Annotated in this window: 13 protein-coding genes and 1 riboswitch; of the genes, 10 read left to right on the top strand and 3 right to left on the bottom strand. The window is 42.5% G+C overall.

All coding sequences use genetic code 11. The annotated features are described in order from the left end of the window. Positions 1 to 3 precede the first annotated feature (3 nt). Positions 4 to 675 carry a cytochrome c biogenesis CcdA family protein gene (locus DOZ58_RS13775; protein WP_111888812.1) on the bottom strand — a complete coding sequence of 224 codons (672 nt, stop codon included), beginning with the start codon at positions 673 to 675 and terminating at the stop codon, positions 4 to 6. A gap of 24 nt (positions 676 to 699) precedes the next feature. Next, positions 700 to 936, bottom strand: coding sequence for a 4Fe-4S binding protein (locus tag DOZ58_RS13780; protein WP_111888813.1), 237 nt, complete (start codon positions 934 to 936; stop codon positions 700 to 702). Between the two features lie 371 nt (positions 937 to 1307). Further along, positions 1308 to 1419: riboswitch (TPP riboswitch) on the top strand. 110 nt (positions 1420 to 1529) lie between these two features. On the opposite strand from DOZ58_RS13780, the gene thiM reads away from it, so the two are divergent. Genes thiM through thiD form a run of 4 tightly spaced genes read left to right on the top strand, consistent with a single transcriptional unit; the run spans position 1530 to position 4435 of the window. After that, complete coding sequence (thiM, locus tag DOZ58_RS13785; RefSeq protein ID WP_111888814.1) at positions 1530 to 2354, top strand: hydroxyethylthiazole kinase; 825 nt, start codon at positions 1530 to 1532, stop codon at positions 2352 to 2354. Next, positions 2341 to 2979, top strand: coding sequence for a thiamine phosphate synthase (gene thiE / locus DOZ58_RS13790; RefSeq protein WP_111888815.1), 639 nt, complete (start codon positions 2341 to 2343; stop codon positions 2977 to 2979). The genes thiM and thiE overlap by 14 nt, the downstream gene beginning before the upstream one ends. After that, positions 2976 to 3632, top strand: a complete 657-nt coding sequence (locus DOZ58_RS13795) for an HAD family phosphatase (RefSeq protein WP_111888816.1) — start codon at positions 2976 to 2978, stop codon at positions 3630 to 3632. Before thiE ends, DOZ58_RS13795 begins: the two co-directional genes overlap by 4 nt. Then, positions 3629 to 4435 (top strand): bifunctional hydroxymethylpyrimidine kinase/phosphomethylpyrimidine kinase, encoded by an 807-nt coding sequence (thiD, locus tag DOZ58_RS13800; protein ID WP_111888817.1) that lies wholly within the window; start codon positions 3629 to 3631, stop codon positions 4433 to 4435. Before DOZ58_RS13795 ends, thiD begins: the two co-directional genes overlap by 4 nt. 65 nt (positions 4436 to 4500) lie before the next feature. On the opposite strand, the gene DOZ58_RS13805 is transcribed toward thiD, so the two are convergent. Continuing rightward, a complete protein-coding gene (locus DOZ58_RS13805; protein ID WP_111888818.1) occupies positions 4501 to 6954 on the bottom strand; it encodes an HD domain-containing phosphohydrolase in 2454 nt (817 codons plus the stop codon). Between the two features lie 180 nt (positions 6955 to 7134). Between DOZ58_RS13805 and DOZ58_RS13810 the strand changes: the two genes are divergently transcribed. The 6 genes from DOZ58_RS13810 (at position 7135) to DOZ58_RS13835 (ending at position 16231) form a co-directional block, all read left to right on the top strand. Then, complete coding sequence (locus DOZ58_RS13810; protein ID WP_111888819.1) at positions 7135 to 8181, top strand: DMT family transporter; 1047 nt, start codon at positions 7135 to 7137, stop codon at positions 8179 to 8181. A gap of 377 nt (positions 8182 to 8558) precedes the next feature. Next, entirely contained in the window at positions 8559 to 9356 is a 798-nt protein-coding gene (locus tag DOZ58_RS13815) for a methyltetrahydrofolate cobalamin methyltransferase (RefSeq protein ID WP_111888820.1), read from the top strand. A 156-nt stretch (positions 9357 to 9512) separates the two neighbouring features. Next, complete coding sequence (locus DOZ58_RS13820; RefSeq protein WP_111888821.1) at positions 9513 to 10142, top strand: corrinoid protein; 630 nt, start codon at positions 9513 to 9515, stop codon at positions 10140 to 10142. A 46-nt stretch (positions 10143 to 10188) separates the two neighbouring features. After that, entirely contained in the window at positions 10189 to 11166 is a 978-nt protein-coding gene (locus tag DOZ58_RS13825) for a uroporphyrinogen decarboxylase family protein (RefSeq protein ID WP_111888822.1), read from the top strand. A 237-nt stretch (positions 11167 to 11403) separates the two neighbouring features. Further along, the gene (locus DOZ58_RS13830) at positions 11404 to 12519 is read left to right on the top strand and encodes an HD-GYP domain-containing protein (protein WP_111888823.1); all 1116 of its coding nucleotides are present in this window, start codon (positions 11404 to 11406) and stop codon (positions 12517 to 12519) included. A gap of 37 nt (positions 12520 to 12556) precedes the next feature. Next, on the top strand, positions 12557 to 16231 hold the full coding sequence (locus DOZ58_RS13835) for a response regulator (protein ID WP_242988712.1): 3675 nt from the start codon (positions 12557 to 12559) through the stop codon (positions 16229 to 16231). Positions 16232 to 16662: the final 431 nt, after the last annotated feature.

Below are 16662 nucleotides of genomic sequence, written 5' to 3' on the forward strand. Positions count from 1 at the left end.
TCCTTAAAAAGTTAAAAGCGACAGAAAATAGCCCAGTAAACCAGTAGCCATCAGTAGACCGATGAGAACCAGCAGTCCGCCGGAAAGACGATTGATGATCCGATAATGGCGTTTAACAAAATCAAAGGTCGATTTCAACTGCTCAATTAAAATGGCAGAAACCATAAAGGGAATACCAAGGCCGAGGGAAAAGGATAAAAGCATCAGAATTCCCTTTAAGGTATCACCACTGGAGGCCGCCATCATTAGGGCTGAGCCTAAAAAGGCACCCACGCAGGGTGTCCAACCGATCGAAAAGACGATGCCAAAAAGCAGCGCTGAAAAGAAACTTGTCCGCGAATGATTCATGTTCATCTGACGGGTGGTGTTCAGAAAAGGGATATTCAGCACCTCCATAAAATTCAATCCAAAAAGGATGATGATGATACCGCCCCCCACATTGACAACAGTTTGATGCTCAATTAGCACACTGCCAATACGACCGGCAAAGGCACCAAGCAAAACAAAAACTACCGTAAAGCCGAGGACAAAGCCTAAAGCATTAAAAATTGCGGTACGTTTATTATCGGACTGGCTTTGGCCGGCAAAATAGGACACATAAATCGGCAGCATGGGCAAAAGACAAGGGGATATAAAGGTGACGATCCCTTCAAGGAATGTGATAAAATAGTCCATACAGCCTCCTTTTCACAATGACACTTATTTTAGTACCAGGGCATTCATCGGACAATAGTCAACACACTTACCGCAACGAATGCATTTTTCCATATCGACTTTTGGGGCAGCAAAGCCTTCTTGAGATAGGGCATCAACAGGACAGACACGAACCGATGGGCAGGGGTGGTTTTGGGGACAGCGTTCCATCTTAACAATTAAATCAGCTTTAGGTGGTGCTGATTTGAACGTATTACTTGATTGATCAGGTGTTGTTATCATTTTATTTCCTCCAGATATAATTACATCTTGAACAAGTAAATCATCAAGATTTTATCATTCTATCAAAAAGGTGTGTTCATATCTGTGATTTAATCACAAATGAATAATTATTTGCTTAAAAAGGAACTTAAACGGTTAAAAATAAAAAACGCTAAATAAAAAAACAGTAGGTCCGGATGACCGTACTGTTTTTTTATATTAGGAATGAAAAGAAAAAGAGGAGATATTTATCTCTTGGGTATATCTTAGGCGGTGAACCTTTAGCCAAACTTTGAAAGAGGTTAAGTTTAAGTTAAATTAAGATTTTAGCAGGTTAGGGCGGAGGCGAATCACAGTTGACAAGAATCAGGCGATATGATAATCTGTAGCTAATTTAGAAATTGGGGAGCTTATGCATTTAGGCTGAGAGGAAGTAAATCGCTACTTCGACCCATGCACCTGATACGGATAATGCCGGCGTAGGGAGACCATCGAAATCGACTGTGCATTCGTGTACAGTTTTTTTTGTGTGCGTTTCAGATACCAATCAAGCGATGGTTTAACCATCTAAACGATAAAACCGTAAAATATATTGTAGTAGAAAGAAGGAAGAGATGTTTAAAAAAATCTTAGAAAATGTTAGCAATTGTCCGCCGTTGGTTCATTGTATCACCAATTATGTAACGGTCAACGACTGTGCCAATAGTGTACTGGCTTGTGGCGGGGCACCGATTATGGCTGATGATATTAATGAGGTGGAAGAAATTATCTCCATTTGTAATGCCCTGGTCATCAATATCGGAACCCTTAATGAGCGAACCGTCGCGGCCATGATTATGGCCGGTAAAAAAGCCAATCGTCTCGGTCGGCCGGTGATTCTGGATCCGGTCGGTGCTGGTGCCTCTTCGCTACGGACGAACACGGTTTTTAAGCTGTTAAATGAGGTACAGTTTAGCGTCATCCGGGGTAATGTTTCAGAAATTAAGACCATCGACCAGGGCAGTGGCACGACCAAAGGGGTCGATGCTGATATCAGCGATGCGGTGAATAAAGACAATTTGGATCAGATGATCGCTTTTGCCAAAGCCCTGAGCGAGAAAACGGGTGCCATCATTGCCATTACTGGCGCCATCGACATTGTCGCGGATCATCAGAAGGCCCTGGTAATCCGGAATGGACACCCGATGATGTCCCGGATTACCGGCACAGGCTGTATGCTTACAACGGTTATTGGCAGTTATTGCGGGGCCAATCCCGAGCAGTTGCTACTGGCTACCGCTGCTGCTGTTAGTTGTATGGGTTTGTGTGGGGAGCTGGCCTTTGAAAAGGTTCAGGCCCAGGAGGCCGGAACGGCATCCTTTCGAACCTCCCTCATCGATGCGATGAGTTTGATGAATATCGAAACATTAAAAGGAGGGATGAAGCTTGAAACTCGATAAGCAGTCAATGCTACTTTATGCGGTGACTGACCGCAGTTGGCTGGGTGACAAAACCCTGGCCGATCAGGTTGAAGAAACCTTAAAAGGTGGCGCTACCTTTATCCAGCTACGGGAAAAAGAGCTGGATTTTGATGCGTTTGTAAAAGAGGCCCGGGCGATAAAAAAATTAACCGATGCCTACAACATTCCTTTTGTCATTAATGATGCCGTCGATGTTGCTCTGGCAGTGGATGCTGACGGGGTTCATGTGGGTCAGGATGATAGCGATGCCGGGGCGCTAAGAGAGCAGCTTGGCGATAAAATCATCGGAGTTTCGGCAGATACGGTGGAACTGGCACGAAAAGCTGAAGCCGACGGTGCCGATTATATCGGGGTGGGAGCGATCTATTCCACAGCCACAAAAACCGATGCCGAAGTGGTGGCTTTTGAAACCATCGCCGCAATCTGCAAGGCGGTGACCATTCCGGTGGTTGCCATTGGTGGTCTGAACGAAACCAATATTCTTAGCTTAACAGGAACCGGAGTGGACGGGGTCGCCCTGGTCTCGGCAATCTTTTCTAAAAAAGATATCGTCAGTGCAACAAAAGCGCTGCGAAGCTTATCTGAAACCATGACAAAACCATGAAAAATGCACAGATGAATTTTTCGGGGATAATCTTTGATCTGGATGGGACGCTAATTGATTCGATGTCGGCTTGGGAAAATATCGGCAGCAGTTTTTTAAAAAAGCATGGGATTGATCCTCGCGAAGATTTAAATAAGGTCATAAAAACCATGAGCTTTGCCGAATCGGCCCGCTATTTTATCGCGGTTTACGGGGTGAAAATGACCGAAGAACAGGTGGGGGATGAAATCAATGGCATGATCCGGGAGAATTACGAAAAACATATCCGTTTAAAACCCTTTGTTAAGGAAACTTTGGATCAGTATTTAAACCAGGGTATAAAAATGGCAATCCTAACCGCTACCCACAAGTCCCTGACCGAATTGGTGTTGAGTCGATATGGTTTGCTTAGTCATTTTGAATTTATCCTTACTTCCGGGATGGTTGGTTTGCCCAAAAGTCAGCCGGAGATTTATCACCAGGCGGCGAAACAACTGGCGTTGCCAAAACAGCAAATCGCGATTTTCGAAGATGCCTTATACTGCATCCAGGCCGCCAGAGCGTCTGGTTGTTATCTTGTCGGGGTTTATGATGAATCCTCGAAAAATGACTGGGATGAGATCAAAAACAGCTCGGATTGTACCATTATGAGTTTTAAGGAGTTGCTACGATGAAAAAAGTCTTATCGATAGCCGGGTCAGATTCCAGCGGTGGCGCAGGCATCCAGGCCGATATCAAAACCATGATCGCCCATGGCAGCTACGGCATGACCGTGATCACCGTCTTAACGGCGCAAAACACCACCGGGGTATATGGCATTGCGGCGGTTGAAAGCACCTTTGTAGAAAATCAGATCGATTGTATTTTTAGCGATATTTTTCCTGATGCGGTTAAGATCGGAATGGTCTATAGTGCAGAGATCATTAGAAGTATTGCTAACAAACTTAAACATTACCAGGCGAAAAACATTGTCTTGGATCCGGTGATGGTGGCCACCAGTGGCGGCAGACTGTTAAGCGACGATAGCATTGAAGCTTTAAAAACAGAATTGATGCCACTGGCCGATTTGATCACCCCCAATATCCCCGAGGCCGAATGTCTGTGTGGCTTTGGCATTTCTGCCAAAGCGGACATGGTCAGAGCAGCTAAAAAAATCGCCACAAGCTATGCCGGGAGTATTCTGATTAAGGGCGGGCATCTTTTTGAAAGTGCCGATGATTTTTTGCTGATTCAAGATAAAAAGGGTCATGAAGAAGTTTGGTTTCCGGGAGTAAAAATTGATAATCCCAATACCCATGGTACCGGTTGTACTCTTTCCACGGCCATTGCCTGTAATCTTGCCACCGGGTACAAGATGGAATTGGCGGTAAAAAAAGCCAAGGATTATGTGTCCGGGGCATTGGCAGCCAATCTGGATCTGGGAAAGGGCAACGGGCCCCTGGATCATGGTTTTCAACTGACCTCGGGATGCAAATAAAGAGAAGTAAAGCCAATTGTCAGCCGGGTTTTTAAAACGTGTTGGGGCTGAACAATTGGCTTTTTTTAGGCTTTGGGCCATTCTTTTTGTAGTACTTTTTCAACAAAGATCTGGGCCAGCTTTTTATCAAATTGAAAACCGGAGTTGTTTTTGATTTCGGCAATGGCTTCTTCGGCAGTAAAAACCCGGCTGTACGGACGTTCGGCGGTCATCGTGCAGTAGGCATCGGCGATGGCAATAATCCGCCCCTGGATGGAGATTTCATCAGCCTTTAAGCCTTTGGGATAGCCTTGCCCATCCCAGCGTTCATGGTGTTCAAGTACAAACTTGGCAATTTCTGCCATCTCATTAACGGATCGAAGAATATGATAGCCAATTTCTGGATGGCGCTTTATTTCCGCCCATTCGGCATCGTTTAATTTTTCAGATTTATTTAAAATCGCAGTGTCAATGGCAATTTCGCCAATATCATGCCGCAAACCGGCCATCCCCAGTTGATTGATGGCTTCAGTTTCAAAACCCAGTTCTCGGCCCATCGCCTGGCAATAGTCACAGACTAATTGAGAATGAATCAATTCATGGTGGCTTCGTTCGTAAATGGAATTGACAATTAACTCAATGGTAGCTTTTTTAATACTGGGACTGATGGTAAGTTTATGCTGGTACATGGCATCTTCAGCTCGTTTGAAAACATCGTTCAGGTCATCGGTGGGGGTTTCTTTAATGGCAAATCCCATCGAAACAGACAAAATAGTGCGGTCAATTCGGACCTTGGAAATGGCAGCATTGAGACGCTTAATAATGTTTTCCACACTTTGCAGTTCAGTTTTGGAAAGTAAGATTACAAACTCATCCCCACCAACGCGGGAGGTTATTTCATCATGTCGGCACTCATTTTTCAATATTTCGGCAAATTCCTTTAAGATTTTGTCTCCCATCTGATGGCCGTAAGCATCATTAATCAGCTTAAGCCCGTTAACATCAGCCATAATCAGGGCAATTGGAAGATTTCTGGGGCTATCCAGTCGGCGTAGCTCTTCTTCATAAAAGCGACGGTTGTAGAGTCCGGTTAATTGGTCGTGATAGCTTAGATAAAGAACCTTTGCCTCTGCCTGTTTTCTTTTGTCAATGTTGCGGCTGATTCCAACCAGTTCAATCTCACCATTTTTGTGGTAACGATATTTTGTCGAAACCTCAACCCAGATGAGACGTCCATTTTTACAAGGCTGCTGGATTTCAATCAGGTGAGTATGAGCGGTTTTGGGGTTGGCAATGAACGTTTTGACATTTCTTTGTAAGTTAGCTCTGACCCGTTGAAGGGACTCGGTCGTCATGGCGTCTTCCAGCTTTTCAGCCATGGCTTCTTCAGAGGTGAGTCCCCTTAACTGAAAAATTGCTGGACTCATGTAGGTGAACTTATTCTGGGTAAGATTAAAAAGCCAAATCACATCAGAGGTGAATTCAGTTAAAAAACGGTATTTTTCTTCACTTTGGATAAGGGCATTCTCAGCATTTTTGCGATCTGTGATATCATCGATAATACTGATAATATGAGGAGTGTCGTTCATTAAAAAAATTTTTGCAGAAACCGAACAAATTCGGATATCCCTGCTTTTGGTAACAAAATTAAGTTCAAAATCATCAACTGACTGGTTAGTTGTGATTGCTTCCAGGAGTTTGTCCCGATCCGCAGGTTTTTCATAAAGATTAAGCTCCAACAGACTTTTATTTTGAACTTCATCTTGACTAAATCCAGTAAAATTTATAAAACTGATGTTGAAATTCACGATTTTACCATCAGCAAGTGATGTAATCAGGCTGGCGTCAGGACTGAGGTTAAAGATTTGTTCAAACTGTTCTTTAGCGGACAAAACATCAGCGCCGAGGCGCTCATTAATCATCATGATAAAGGTAAAGCTCACAATCATGTTGATGATAAATACCCCGGTAAAAGAGAAAACCTGAAAAAACGTTGGTGTAAGGGCATTAACTATGGGAGGGGAAAACAAGGCATAAAAAGATCGTAAAATTGCAAATAGGCCAGTGGAAGCAAATAGAAAAAGAAGCAGTGGCGCTTGCCTTGGGAGGTGGGTGTTGTTTCCTTTTCGAAGTGTATCGGCAATCAAAAGAGCAATTAATCCAATTGAAAGGTAAACTGAAAAAATGCGAAGTGAAATGTTATCGAAAACAAACTGAAAATAGATCAGGGTTAAGAGACAAAAACCAAAAATAATGGGAGGAAGCCACTTGTTTTCAGGCAGATCTAAAAATTGAACCAGACCCTTGTATAGAAAAATAAGGGCCACCAGCAGCAGGGAATTACCGGCTACAACCGTAATCAGAGCATTGATGGTGTTGGCCTGAAACATCACAAAAAGAAATCCCAGCGCAAAAAGGGAACAGCTAACGCCAATGTGATCAACACCGGGGTATTTAGAAGACAAAAACAGTATAAAAACAGCTTGAAAAATACTGGATAGAACTAAAACTAGGGCAATTGTAGCAAGATCAATGTTCATGGCGGCCTCTCATAAGGTGATGTCAAAAGAGCATAGATAGTTTAGTAATAGACAAACAATCAGTCATGGTTATTATATCCTGATTTGAGAAAAAGAAACACAAATTATAAAAAGACTGATGAGAATAGTAAAATATGATAAGATTGGATTAGTAAAATCAAGAAGGAGGCTTGAAGATTTATGAAGCAAAACATATCAGTGGTATACGCAATCCTGGCAGCACTACTTTTTGGGATCAATGCACCTTTTTCTAAGATTTTACTTGAAGAAATTGATCCCTTATTTCTGGCAGCACTTTTGTATCTGGGCGCAGGAACGGGTATGACGCTGCTGACGGTGTTTAATAAAAAACGTCGAAACGCGTCAAAAGAAGCCAGACTCACTAAAAAAGAAATGCCCTCGATTATTCTGATGATTTTGTTGGATATTGCAGCGCCGATTTTCCTGTTGATGGGGATCAAACTGACTAACTCCAGTACGGCGGCCCTGTTAGGAAATTTTGAGATCGCCGCAACAGCAGTGATTGCGATGATTTTCTTTAAAGAAGCCATTGGCAAACGAATGTGGATGGCCATCGTATTTATTTCTCTGGCCAGTGTTTTACTGACCATTAGCGATGTCACGGCGATAAATTTGTCGATTGGGGCGATTTTTGTGATGCTGTCTTGCGTTTGCTGGGGCTTTGAGAACAATTGTACCCGGAATCTATCGATTAAAGATCCGGTTCAGGTGGTTGTCCTCAAAGGTTTCGGTTCCGGATTGGGGGCTTTACTCATCGCCTCTATCTGGGGCGAATTATCGGCTTCGCTGCTTTATATTATTCTGGCCATGACCTTAGGTTTTGTGGCCTATGGCTTAAGTATTTTTTTCTATGTGAAAGCCCAACGGGGACTGGGAGCGGCCCGAACCAGCGCCTATTATGCGGCAGCACCTTTTATGGGTGTCTTTATTTCCTGGCTGGTACTTAAGGAACCGATCACTTTTTCATTTCTAATTGCGTTAGTGATCATGGTTTTGGGAAGCTGGCTGGCGCTGTCGGAAAATCATGAACACCGCCATATTCATGATGAGGAGACCCACGATCACAGTCATAACCACGATGATGCGCATCATCTCCATAATAACCATCCGCCGGTTAGTGGCGAACATTGCCATGAACATACCCACAATAGGACTGTTCACACCCATTGTCATCTGCCGGATGTTCACCATCGGCATCGGCATTAAGGATAGTAATAAAAATGATAGCGCTTTTTAGTTGACGAGAAGGTGATTTAGACAAAGAGAACTTAGTCAAGCTGTTTTACAGTAGTGGCTAAGTTCTTTTTTTACCGGTAAAAATAATAGTTGACAATTCGTAAAAACAGAGCTATACTGCAGTTACTTTACCGGTTAAAATATTTGAACGGGTTTGGTGCAGATGATTGAGTTAAGCTGGTACGAATAAATGGACTGATAAGAAAAGGACAAAAGCATTGTCAGCTAGTCGATGTAAACGATATTTTTATGACGCGTTTATCGTGTGAGTATGGATCAGAAAAATTAGCTGGAGCAATATATCGAAGAACGGTCAAATACAGACAAGATTAAAAAGGAGTAAGAAAATGATTATTATTGGTGAAAAAATTAATGGCGCAATTCCTTCAACGGGGAAGGCCATTGCAGAAAAAGATGCCGCATTTATCCGGAATCTGGCAATCAAACAGGCGGAAGCCGGGGCAGATTTTATTGATGTCTGTGCATCGGTGGATGATGATATTGAACTGGAAACGATGAAATGGCTGATTGATATTGTTCAGGATGCAACGGATGTTCCAATTGCTGTCGATAGTCCTAATGTTTATACCTGTATTGAATCAATGAAGTATTGTAACAAACCAGGATTGTTTAATTCTGTCTCATTAGAAGGTGATAAGGTCGACGTAGCCTTTAAAGTACTGGCAGATACCAAATGGGAGTGTGTAGCATTGTTAAATAGCGACAAAGGCATCCCTAAAACGGCCAAAGACCGTTTGGAGGTTTTCACCGACTTAATGGTAAAATGTCAGGAATACCGGATTGATCCATCCCGGATGCACATTGATCCCCTAATTGAAATGCTCTGTACCTCAGAAGATGGTATTGCCATGGTTACCGAAGTCATACGGGAGATTAAAAAGCAATACCCAACCATTCATGTGACCGGTGCAATTAGCAATATTTCATTTAACTTGCCAGCCCGACGGATTGCCAATCAGGCCTTTGCGGTTTTAGCCATGAGTGCCGGGATGGACAGTTTTATTCTGGATCCACTTAATAAAGATATGATGGGGATGTTGTTTGCCACCGAAGCAATGATGGGTGAAGATGAATATTGTATGGAATATATTGGCGCTTTCCGAGAAGGTATTTTCGTTAAATAAGGGTGAAAAATTTTTAAGACGGCCCTGCCTAAACGGGCTTTACAAGGGTAATAGTGGTTCGATTTTAATAAAGACTTACACGGCTAGGTTAACAAAAACCCGGAACGCACACAGGTTTTGGGTGAAAAAATAGTTTAAATCTAAGGAGAAATTAACATGTCAAAAATTGAAGATGTAAAAGTATTGGTAGAAACTGGTAAATCAAAGAAAGTTGCAGCAGCTGTACAGGAAGCCCTGGATGCCGGCGATAAAGCGCAGGACATTCTGGATGCAATGATTGCTTCTATGGGTGTGATTGGGGATAAGTTCTCATCCGGCGAAATCTTTGTTCCGGAAATGCTAATTGCTGCTAAAGCGATGTCCAAAGGTGTGGAAGTTTTAAAACCGGTGATGGCAGGAGATGGCTCCAGTTCACTGGGTACCTGTATCATGGGAACCGTTGCCGGAGACCTTCATGATATTGGTAAAAACCTGGTTGTGATGATGCTTGAAAGTGCCGGATTTGATATGATTGATCTGGGCGTTGACGTACCCGCAGATAAATTTGTAGAAGCCGTAAAAGAGAATGATAACGTTGTGCTAGTAGCGTGTTCAGGTCTTTTAACGACGACGATGCCGGCATTAAAAGAAGCGGTACAAACCGTGAAAGCGGCTTACCCGGAGATGAAGGTCATTGTCGGTGGAGCACCTGTTACTCAGGAATATGCCAATGAAATTGGCGCTGACGGTTACGCCCCGGATGCTGGTAGCTCGGCTGCAAAAGCGAAAGAATTAATCGGCGCGTAGACGCGAAAATACCCAAAAATAGCCTGCAAATAGAAAAGGAGAAATAATGCTGACAATTAAAGAAAACTTACTCGAAACAATGAAGGGTGGCAACCCGGATCGTTTTGTCAAACAATATGAATTCATTGATCTGATCATGGAAGTACCGACTGGGGTTGAATTCAAATATGGTCAAACCTGGAAAGACCATTGGGGTATTACCTGGCAATGGCCGGAAGGTCAATTAGGAATGTTTCCGGTTCATCATGATGGCTTGGCGGTAATTCAGGATATTACCGAGTGGAAAGAGAACGTTAAAAAACCAGCCATTGCCACATCCGATGAAGCCTGGGCAGCGGCGCTTGCCCATGCCAATGCAGTTGATCGAAAAGAAAAATATGTCACCGCATTTTTCGCACCAGGTATCTTTGAAATGACCCACCATTTGATGGGCATGGAAAATGCCCTGATGGCTCTTTACGAAGAACCCGAAGCGATGCAGGAACTGATTGACTACTTGACCGAGTATGAGTTGGAATTTGCTGCAGTGATGATGGAAAAACTTAAGCCAGAAGCCATTTTACATCACGATGACTGGGGTAGTCAAATTTCATCCTTTATTTCGCCAGATATGTTTGAAGAATTTTTTGTACCATCATATAAAAAAATCTACCAGTTCTATAAAGACAATGGCGTCGAATTGATCATTCATCATAGTGACTCTTATGCTGCCAATTTAGTTCCTTACATGATTGAAGTGGGAATCGATATTTGGCAGGGCGTTATGAATACTAATAATATCCCTGAACTGATCAAAGCGTATGGCGAAAAGATCACCTTTATGGGTGGACTCCACAGCGGTACTGTGGATTATCCCGGTTGGGAAAAAGAAGTGGTTAAAAAACAGGTGGAAGAAACCTGCCGTGCCAATGGCACCAAATATTTTATTCCCTGCCAGACATCTGGTCTGCCAATTGAAAATTTTGAAGGTGTTATAGCTTATATCGATGAATGCATTGATGAAATGAGCAAGGAAATGTTTTAGAAACCAATTACAAAAACCTGTATTGCGATTAAAGCGATACAGGTTTTTTTTCGGCTTCTCTTAAATCTTCTGAGAATTTGAATAGCCGTTTGACGTTATTAAAAGCGTTAAAAAGTAGAAACGAATCATATCAGAGTAAAAACGTAAAATTGATCGTATACCATGTTTTATCACCGCAAGAAGGGGTAAAACTAATGATAACGTACGATTTATTTTTTTATTTACAGAGAGGGTAAGATGAAAAAGCATGAAATCTCAATTGTCGACGACGAACCCATCAATCTGATGATCTTAAAAAAATTACTAAGTCCCTCTTTTCTTGTTCGGGCCTATAAATCAGGAGAAGAATTGCTTCGGGCGGTTAATAAAGACCTTAAACCGGATCTGGTTCTGATGGATATTATGATGCCAGGAATGGATGGTTATGAAACCTTGTCGGAACTACGCAAAGATCCGGAAAATTTGGGGATACCAGTCATCTATATTTCGTCACTGGATAGCCTGATTGATGAAGAGAAGGGGTTCCGGCTGGGGGCGGTTGACTATATTACCAAGCCCTTTCGGCCTGGGATTGTGCTGGCCCGGGTCAATGCTCATCTGGAACTGAAACAGGCTCGGGATCGGCTTAAAAATCAGAATAAATGGCTGGAAGCAGAGGTCAAACGACGAATGGTAGAAAATCAGCTGATTCAGGATACGACCTTAAATGTTTTTGCTGAATTAGTTGAAACCCGGGATAATGACACCGCTAACCATGTTATGCGCACGCAACACTATGTGCGGATTATCGCTAAGCGATTGCAAAAAAACGAAAAATTCAAGAGTTACCTCCGTGACGATGTGATAGAACGTATTTCAAAAGCGGCACCGCTTCATGATATTGGGAAGATTGGGATTCCGGACGCCATCCTTTTAAAACCGGGAAAGCTTAACTTCGAGGAATTTGAAGTGATGAAAACCCATTGTAAAATCGGTGGAAATGCGATTCGTTTGGCAATCAATAAAACCTTGGCGGTCAACAAAACAGAGGCGGAACAGGGCGAAATTACAGCGCTATCATTTTTGGAGGAGGCCGAGAAAATTATGAATTACCACCATGAGCGCTGGGATGGAAAAGGCTACCCAGAAGAACTGTATGGGAATGAAATCCCTATTTCAGCACGAATTATGGCATTAGCTGATGTATTTGATGCCCTTACGACGGTACGGCCATATAAAAAAGCCTGGAGCATGGATTCGGTGGTCGACTATATTATCGAACAAAAAGGGATGCAGTTTGATCCAGATGTGGTGGAAGCTTTTGAAATAGAGATTGAGGCTTTCAGACAAGTCATGCATCAGGAGCCAGAATAAACATTAAAGAGCAGAAAGAGAAGGGGTTGTGAGTGATATGGCGGGTCAGGATAATTCAGGGTTGGTAAAACAGAATAAATTATTTGAAGCTTTTTTTGAAATGGTACCGGATCTTTTGTTTTTAACGGATGCACAGGGGATAATTCTGGAATATCGGGCAAAAAAAGCCTCGGATCTTTACATCCCGCCAGAAGCATTTATAAACAAAAAAATCAATACTGTTTTGCCGGCGAATGTCAATGACTTATTTACCCATGCCATGCTAATGGCCAGAACGACAGGTCAAATGCAGACCTTTGAGTATGATTTGTCCAATTCCGATGGGAAGCATCACTTTGAATGTCGCTTAAGTTGGTTGGCTGAAAGTGAAAATTTTGTGGAAGTGATTCGGGATATATCCGAGCGCTATCAGATGGAGGAAGATCTTAAGAATGCTCGAAAATTGTTAGAACAACGTTTAGTGGAACGTGAAGTCGAGCAAAAATTTATTGTTGACCAACTTTATCTTCATACCCAGCTGATTCGAGAAATCAGTCAGATGGAGTCGGGGATCAATGGTGATATTAATCGGTTTGCAAAAGAAATAACTGAGCTTTTGGGTAATCGCCTGGAAACGGATCGGGTTTCTATCTGGCAATATAAAAATGAAATGACAATGATGGAATGTCTGGACCTTTATGTAAAAAAAGAAAAAACCCACATCCGAAAAATGACGATGAACATGGTCGATCAGCCGCTGACATTTGAGCATCTCATCAAAAACAGATATATGATTGTTGATAAAGAATCGGCTGAACCGCAGGAAAAGGATTACTGGCAGGCTTATATGAAACCGTTAGGTGGAACCACTCTACTGGTTTGCAGTATTTTATGCAATGGCAGGTCGATTGGTTCGATTGGCTTTATGCATGTAAATAAAAACCATGCGTGGGGAAGTGACGAGATCACCTTTAGCTGTCATATTGCTGATCAAATCGGAACGGCTTTTTTAAACCAGGAACGCATTGAGATTACAAAGGCACTGCGCCAAAGTGAAGCTTTTTTAAATCGTGCGCAGGAGGTTTCAAAAACTGGACACTGGCATTTTGACATCAATGCGAACAATTTGACCTGGTCTAATGAAACCTATCGTATTTTTGGTGTCGATATGGGGAAGCCGCAAACCTATGAAACGTATATGGATCTTGTCTATCCAGAGGATCGTAATAAAATCGCTGAAACTTGGCAGGAAAAATCGGTGCAGGGTCGGTCGTTTACCATACTTCATCGAATTATTTCAGGGGATGAAGTGCGCTGGGTGGAAGAACGATCAGAATTTGAGTTTGATTCTGATGGCGCGCCTGTCGCCAGTTGGGGAACCGTTGCTGATGTAACCGAGAAGATGAAATATCTGGAGGAATTGGAGAGTTATCAGAAGCATCTTGAGGAAATGGTTGTTTCTCGCACTACCGAGTTGGAAATGGCAAAACTTGAAGCAGAAGCTGCCAGTCAGGCAAAAAGTTCGTTTTTATCTAATATGAGTCATGAAATTCGAACGCCTATGAATGCAATCATCGGCCTGGCTCATCTAATTAAGCGTGATCCTCTAACCATGCGGCAGGAGGAACAGCTTGGTAAGTTGACCGAGGCAGCGAATCACTTGTTGCAGATCATAAATGATGTGCTGGATCTTTCGAAAATAGAGGCCGGAAAAATGCGAATGGATGCCCATGATTTTGAGCCCGACCGGGAAATCAACAGCGTGTGTAATATTTTGGGTGATCAAGTGGCTAAAAAAAATCTCAATTTACTGGTGGATGTTGATCATATTCCGACGGTTTTGCGGGGAGATTCGGTTCGCTTTGGACAAATTTTGCTTAATCTAATGAGCAATGCAGTGAAATTTACTGAAACAGGGTGCATCAAGGTTGTGGCCCGGATTATGAAGCAGGAAAAAAAACAGATTCGACTGCGGTTTGAAGTGTGGGATACTGGGATTGGGATGTCAAAAGAACAGCTAAAAAACCTGTTCCAGGATTTTGTCCAGGCTGATGAATCAATGACCCGTTTGTATGGGGGAACTGGTCTGGGGTTGGCGATTAGCTATCGTTTGGTAAAATTTTTAGGTGGGGAAATTGGGGCTAAAAGTGAGCTGGGTCAGGGAAGTCAGTTCTGGTTTGAGTTGCCCTTTGAAATATCGACAGCGCTTCCTAAAAATAGAATCAGCATGAAATCTTCGAAGGAAATGCGGGTTCTGGTGATTGATGACATGCCAGAAGCCCGGGATCTGATGATCAGTATGCTATCTGATTTTGGAATCCAGTGTGAGGCGGTCAGTTCGGGAAGTGAAGGATTAGCCGCGGTGGTGCAAGCTGACCAGATGATGAACCCCTATCGACTGGTATTGATGGATCTCAAAATGCCGGTTATGGATGGTATTGACACAGCACTGATGCTTCAATCGCTGGAACTGAAAACCAGGCCGACAGTTTATCTGATTACCGGCTATGGCAATCAGATATCCTATGAAGAAGCGCAGCGTGCCGGAATCAGCCGGATTCTGATCAAACCGATGACACCATCAACCCTTAATGATGCATTAATGGAACTGCTTGAAAATAATCGCGTATCAAAGATGCCATCATCGCTAAACGAATTAGAGGATCATTTGAAAACTTACGAGCAGATGAGGATACTGATTGTTGAGGATAATCTGATTAATCAGGAAATTGTCGGGCAGCTTCTGGAACCCTTTAAACTTGTGATTGAGTTAGCCCAAAATGGTCAGGAAGCAATTGATAAAATTAAACAAGCTAAGTTTGATTTGATTTTGATGGATGTTCAGATGCCAGTAATGGATGGGTTGGAGGCGACGGCACGGATTAGAGCGATGCCGGGTTGGGAAACGGTACCTATTTTAGCGATGACGGCCAATGCTTTTGAAGAAGATCGGCGTCTTTGTATTGAGGCAGGGATGAACGACCATCTGGTAAAACCGGTGGAACCGGAGATTTTATACAAATGTTTGATCAAGTGGCTGCCGATAAAAAAAACTGAAGGTGAAAATGAAGCGCCAGAAAATAGTGATAAAAATGAAACACCGAGAAAGAATTCATTAGCAGAACGAGAGCAACAGAATCGGTTAGAAGTCCTTTGGCAGGTGGAAGGATTGAATGTGGAAGCTGGTCTGAAAATTCTTGGTGGTGATGCCGCCGTCTATTTGCGGTTGATCCGGCAGTTTGGTCAAAAATGTCAGACGGACGCAACAAATCTCCTGAAGCAGGTGTCCGAGCAGGATGACCAAAGCATTATGCAAACGGCTCATTCAATTAAGGGTGTGGCTGGAAATTTGGGTGCTGAAAAAATACAGGAGCAGGCGGCTGAATTGGAACAGACAATAAAGGCCCAGTCGTTAAACGATCAATCTGAGAAGTTAATTAATAACTTTGTCGCAGAATTAAGACATTTTGCGGATGCTTTGCCGAGAGAAAGAGTTTTCTCCGAGAACCAACAAAATGACAAAGGAAACGATGCTCAAATTGATACAATTAAGAACAAGTTGGCAGTTTTGCTTGAAAATAATGACACTGACGCTGATGATTTATTTGAGAAGCACAAAGACTTGTTGATTGTTAACTTAGGCGATGCGGGATTTGATCTGGAAAGACAGATTCATGAATTTGATTACCAGGATGCTCTGAAGACTTTGCGACAGGTTCAAAAGAAAAAATGACAATGCTAAATACCTGGGAAAGATTTGTGAAGTTGTTCACAAAGAATTAAAAGTTTAGAATGACAGATAAACATTTAAAGTGCTTAAGAGTCGTGGCGATTATGTTAGAAACCGGTTAAATTTGCAAATATTTCTTGATTTTCACAATTTTTTATAGTACAATTCGACTCGAATGACAGAAATAGATTTATGTCTATTTGGCGTATTCATAAGCAAAATTTATGGATACAGCAAAGAATTATTTTGACCATTTTTTTATCTGAATAACTCGGGGATAAAGAAATAAAATGCCATACGGACAGCTAGGTCAAATGCCGATTGGCAACTTTCGTTGCCTTATTGATTGAGTATTAGCTCAAATTTTATAAGTTGGTTACTTAAAACCGTGTGCGTTTTTGCACATCACACTTGTGAAACAATCAATAAGAGTA

The sequence above is a fragment of the Acetobacterium sp. KB-1 genome (assembly GCF_003260995.1).
Taxonomy (GTDB): Bacteria; Bacillota; Clostridia; order Eubacteriales; family Eubacteriaceae; genus Acetobacterium; species Acetobacterium carbinolicum.

Bases quoted from the DNA above. Each gene is read 5' to 3' on its own strand.
- DOZ58_RS13835 (WP_242988712.1), top strand. From the start codon at position 12,557: ATGGCGGGTCAGGATAATTCAGGGTTGGTAAAACAGAATAAATTATTT.
- DOZ58_RS13795 (WP_111888816.1), top strand. From the start codon at position 2,976: ATGAAAAATGCACAGATGAATTTTTCGGGGATAATCTTTGATCTGGAT.
- DOZ58_RS13780 (WP_111888813.1), bottom strand. From the start codon at position 936: ATGATAACAACACCTGATCAATCAAGTAATACGTTCAAATCAGCACCA.
- DOZ58_RS13820 (WP_111888821.1), top strand. From the start codon at position 9,513: ATGTCAAAAATTGAAGATGTAAAAGTATTGGTAGAAACTGGTAAATCA.
- DOZ58_RS13805 (WP_111888818.1), bottom strand. From the start codon at position 6,954: ATGAACATTGATCTTGCTACAATTGCCCTAGTTTTAGTTCTATCCAGT.
- DOZ58_RS13810 (WP_111888819.1), top strand. From the start codon at position 7,135: ATGAAGCAAAACATATCAGTGGTATACGCAATCCTGGCAGCACTACTT.
- DOZ58_RS13825 (WP_111888822.1), top strand. From the start codon at position 10,189: ATGCTGACAATTAAAGAAAACTTACTCGAAACAATGAAGGGTGGCAAC.
- thiD (WP_111888817.1), top strand. From the start codon at position 3,629: ATGAAAAAAGTCTTATCGATAGCCGGGTCAGATTCCAGCGGTGGCGCA.
- DOZ58_RS13830 (WP_111888823.1), top strand. From the start codon at position 11,404: ATGAAAAAGCATGAAATCTCAATTGTCGACGACGAACCCATCAATCTG.
- DOZ58_RS13815 (WP_111888820.1), top strand. From the start codon at position 8,559: ATGATTATTATTGGTGAAAAAATTAATGGCGCAATTCCTTCAACGGGG.
- thiM (WP_111888814.1), top strand. From the start codon at position 1,530: ATGTTTAAAAAAATCTTAGAAAATGTTAGCAATTGTCCGCCGTTGGTT.
- DOZ58_RS13775 (WP_111888812.1), bottom strand. From the start codon at position 675: ATGGACTATTTTATCACATTCCTTGAAGGGATCGTCACCTTTATATCC.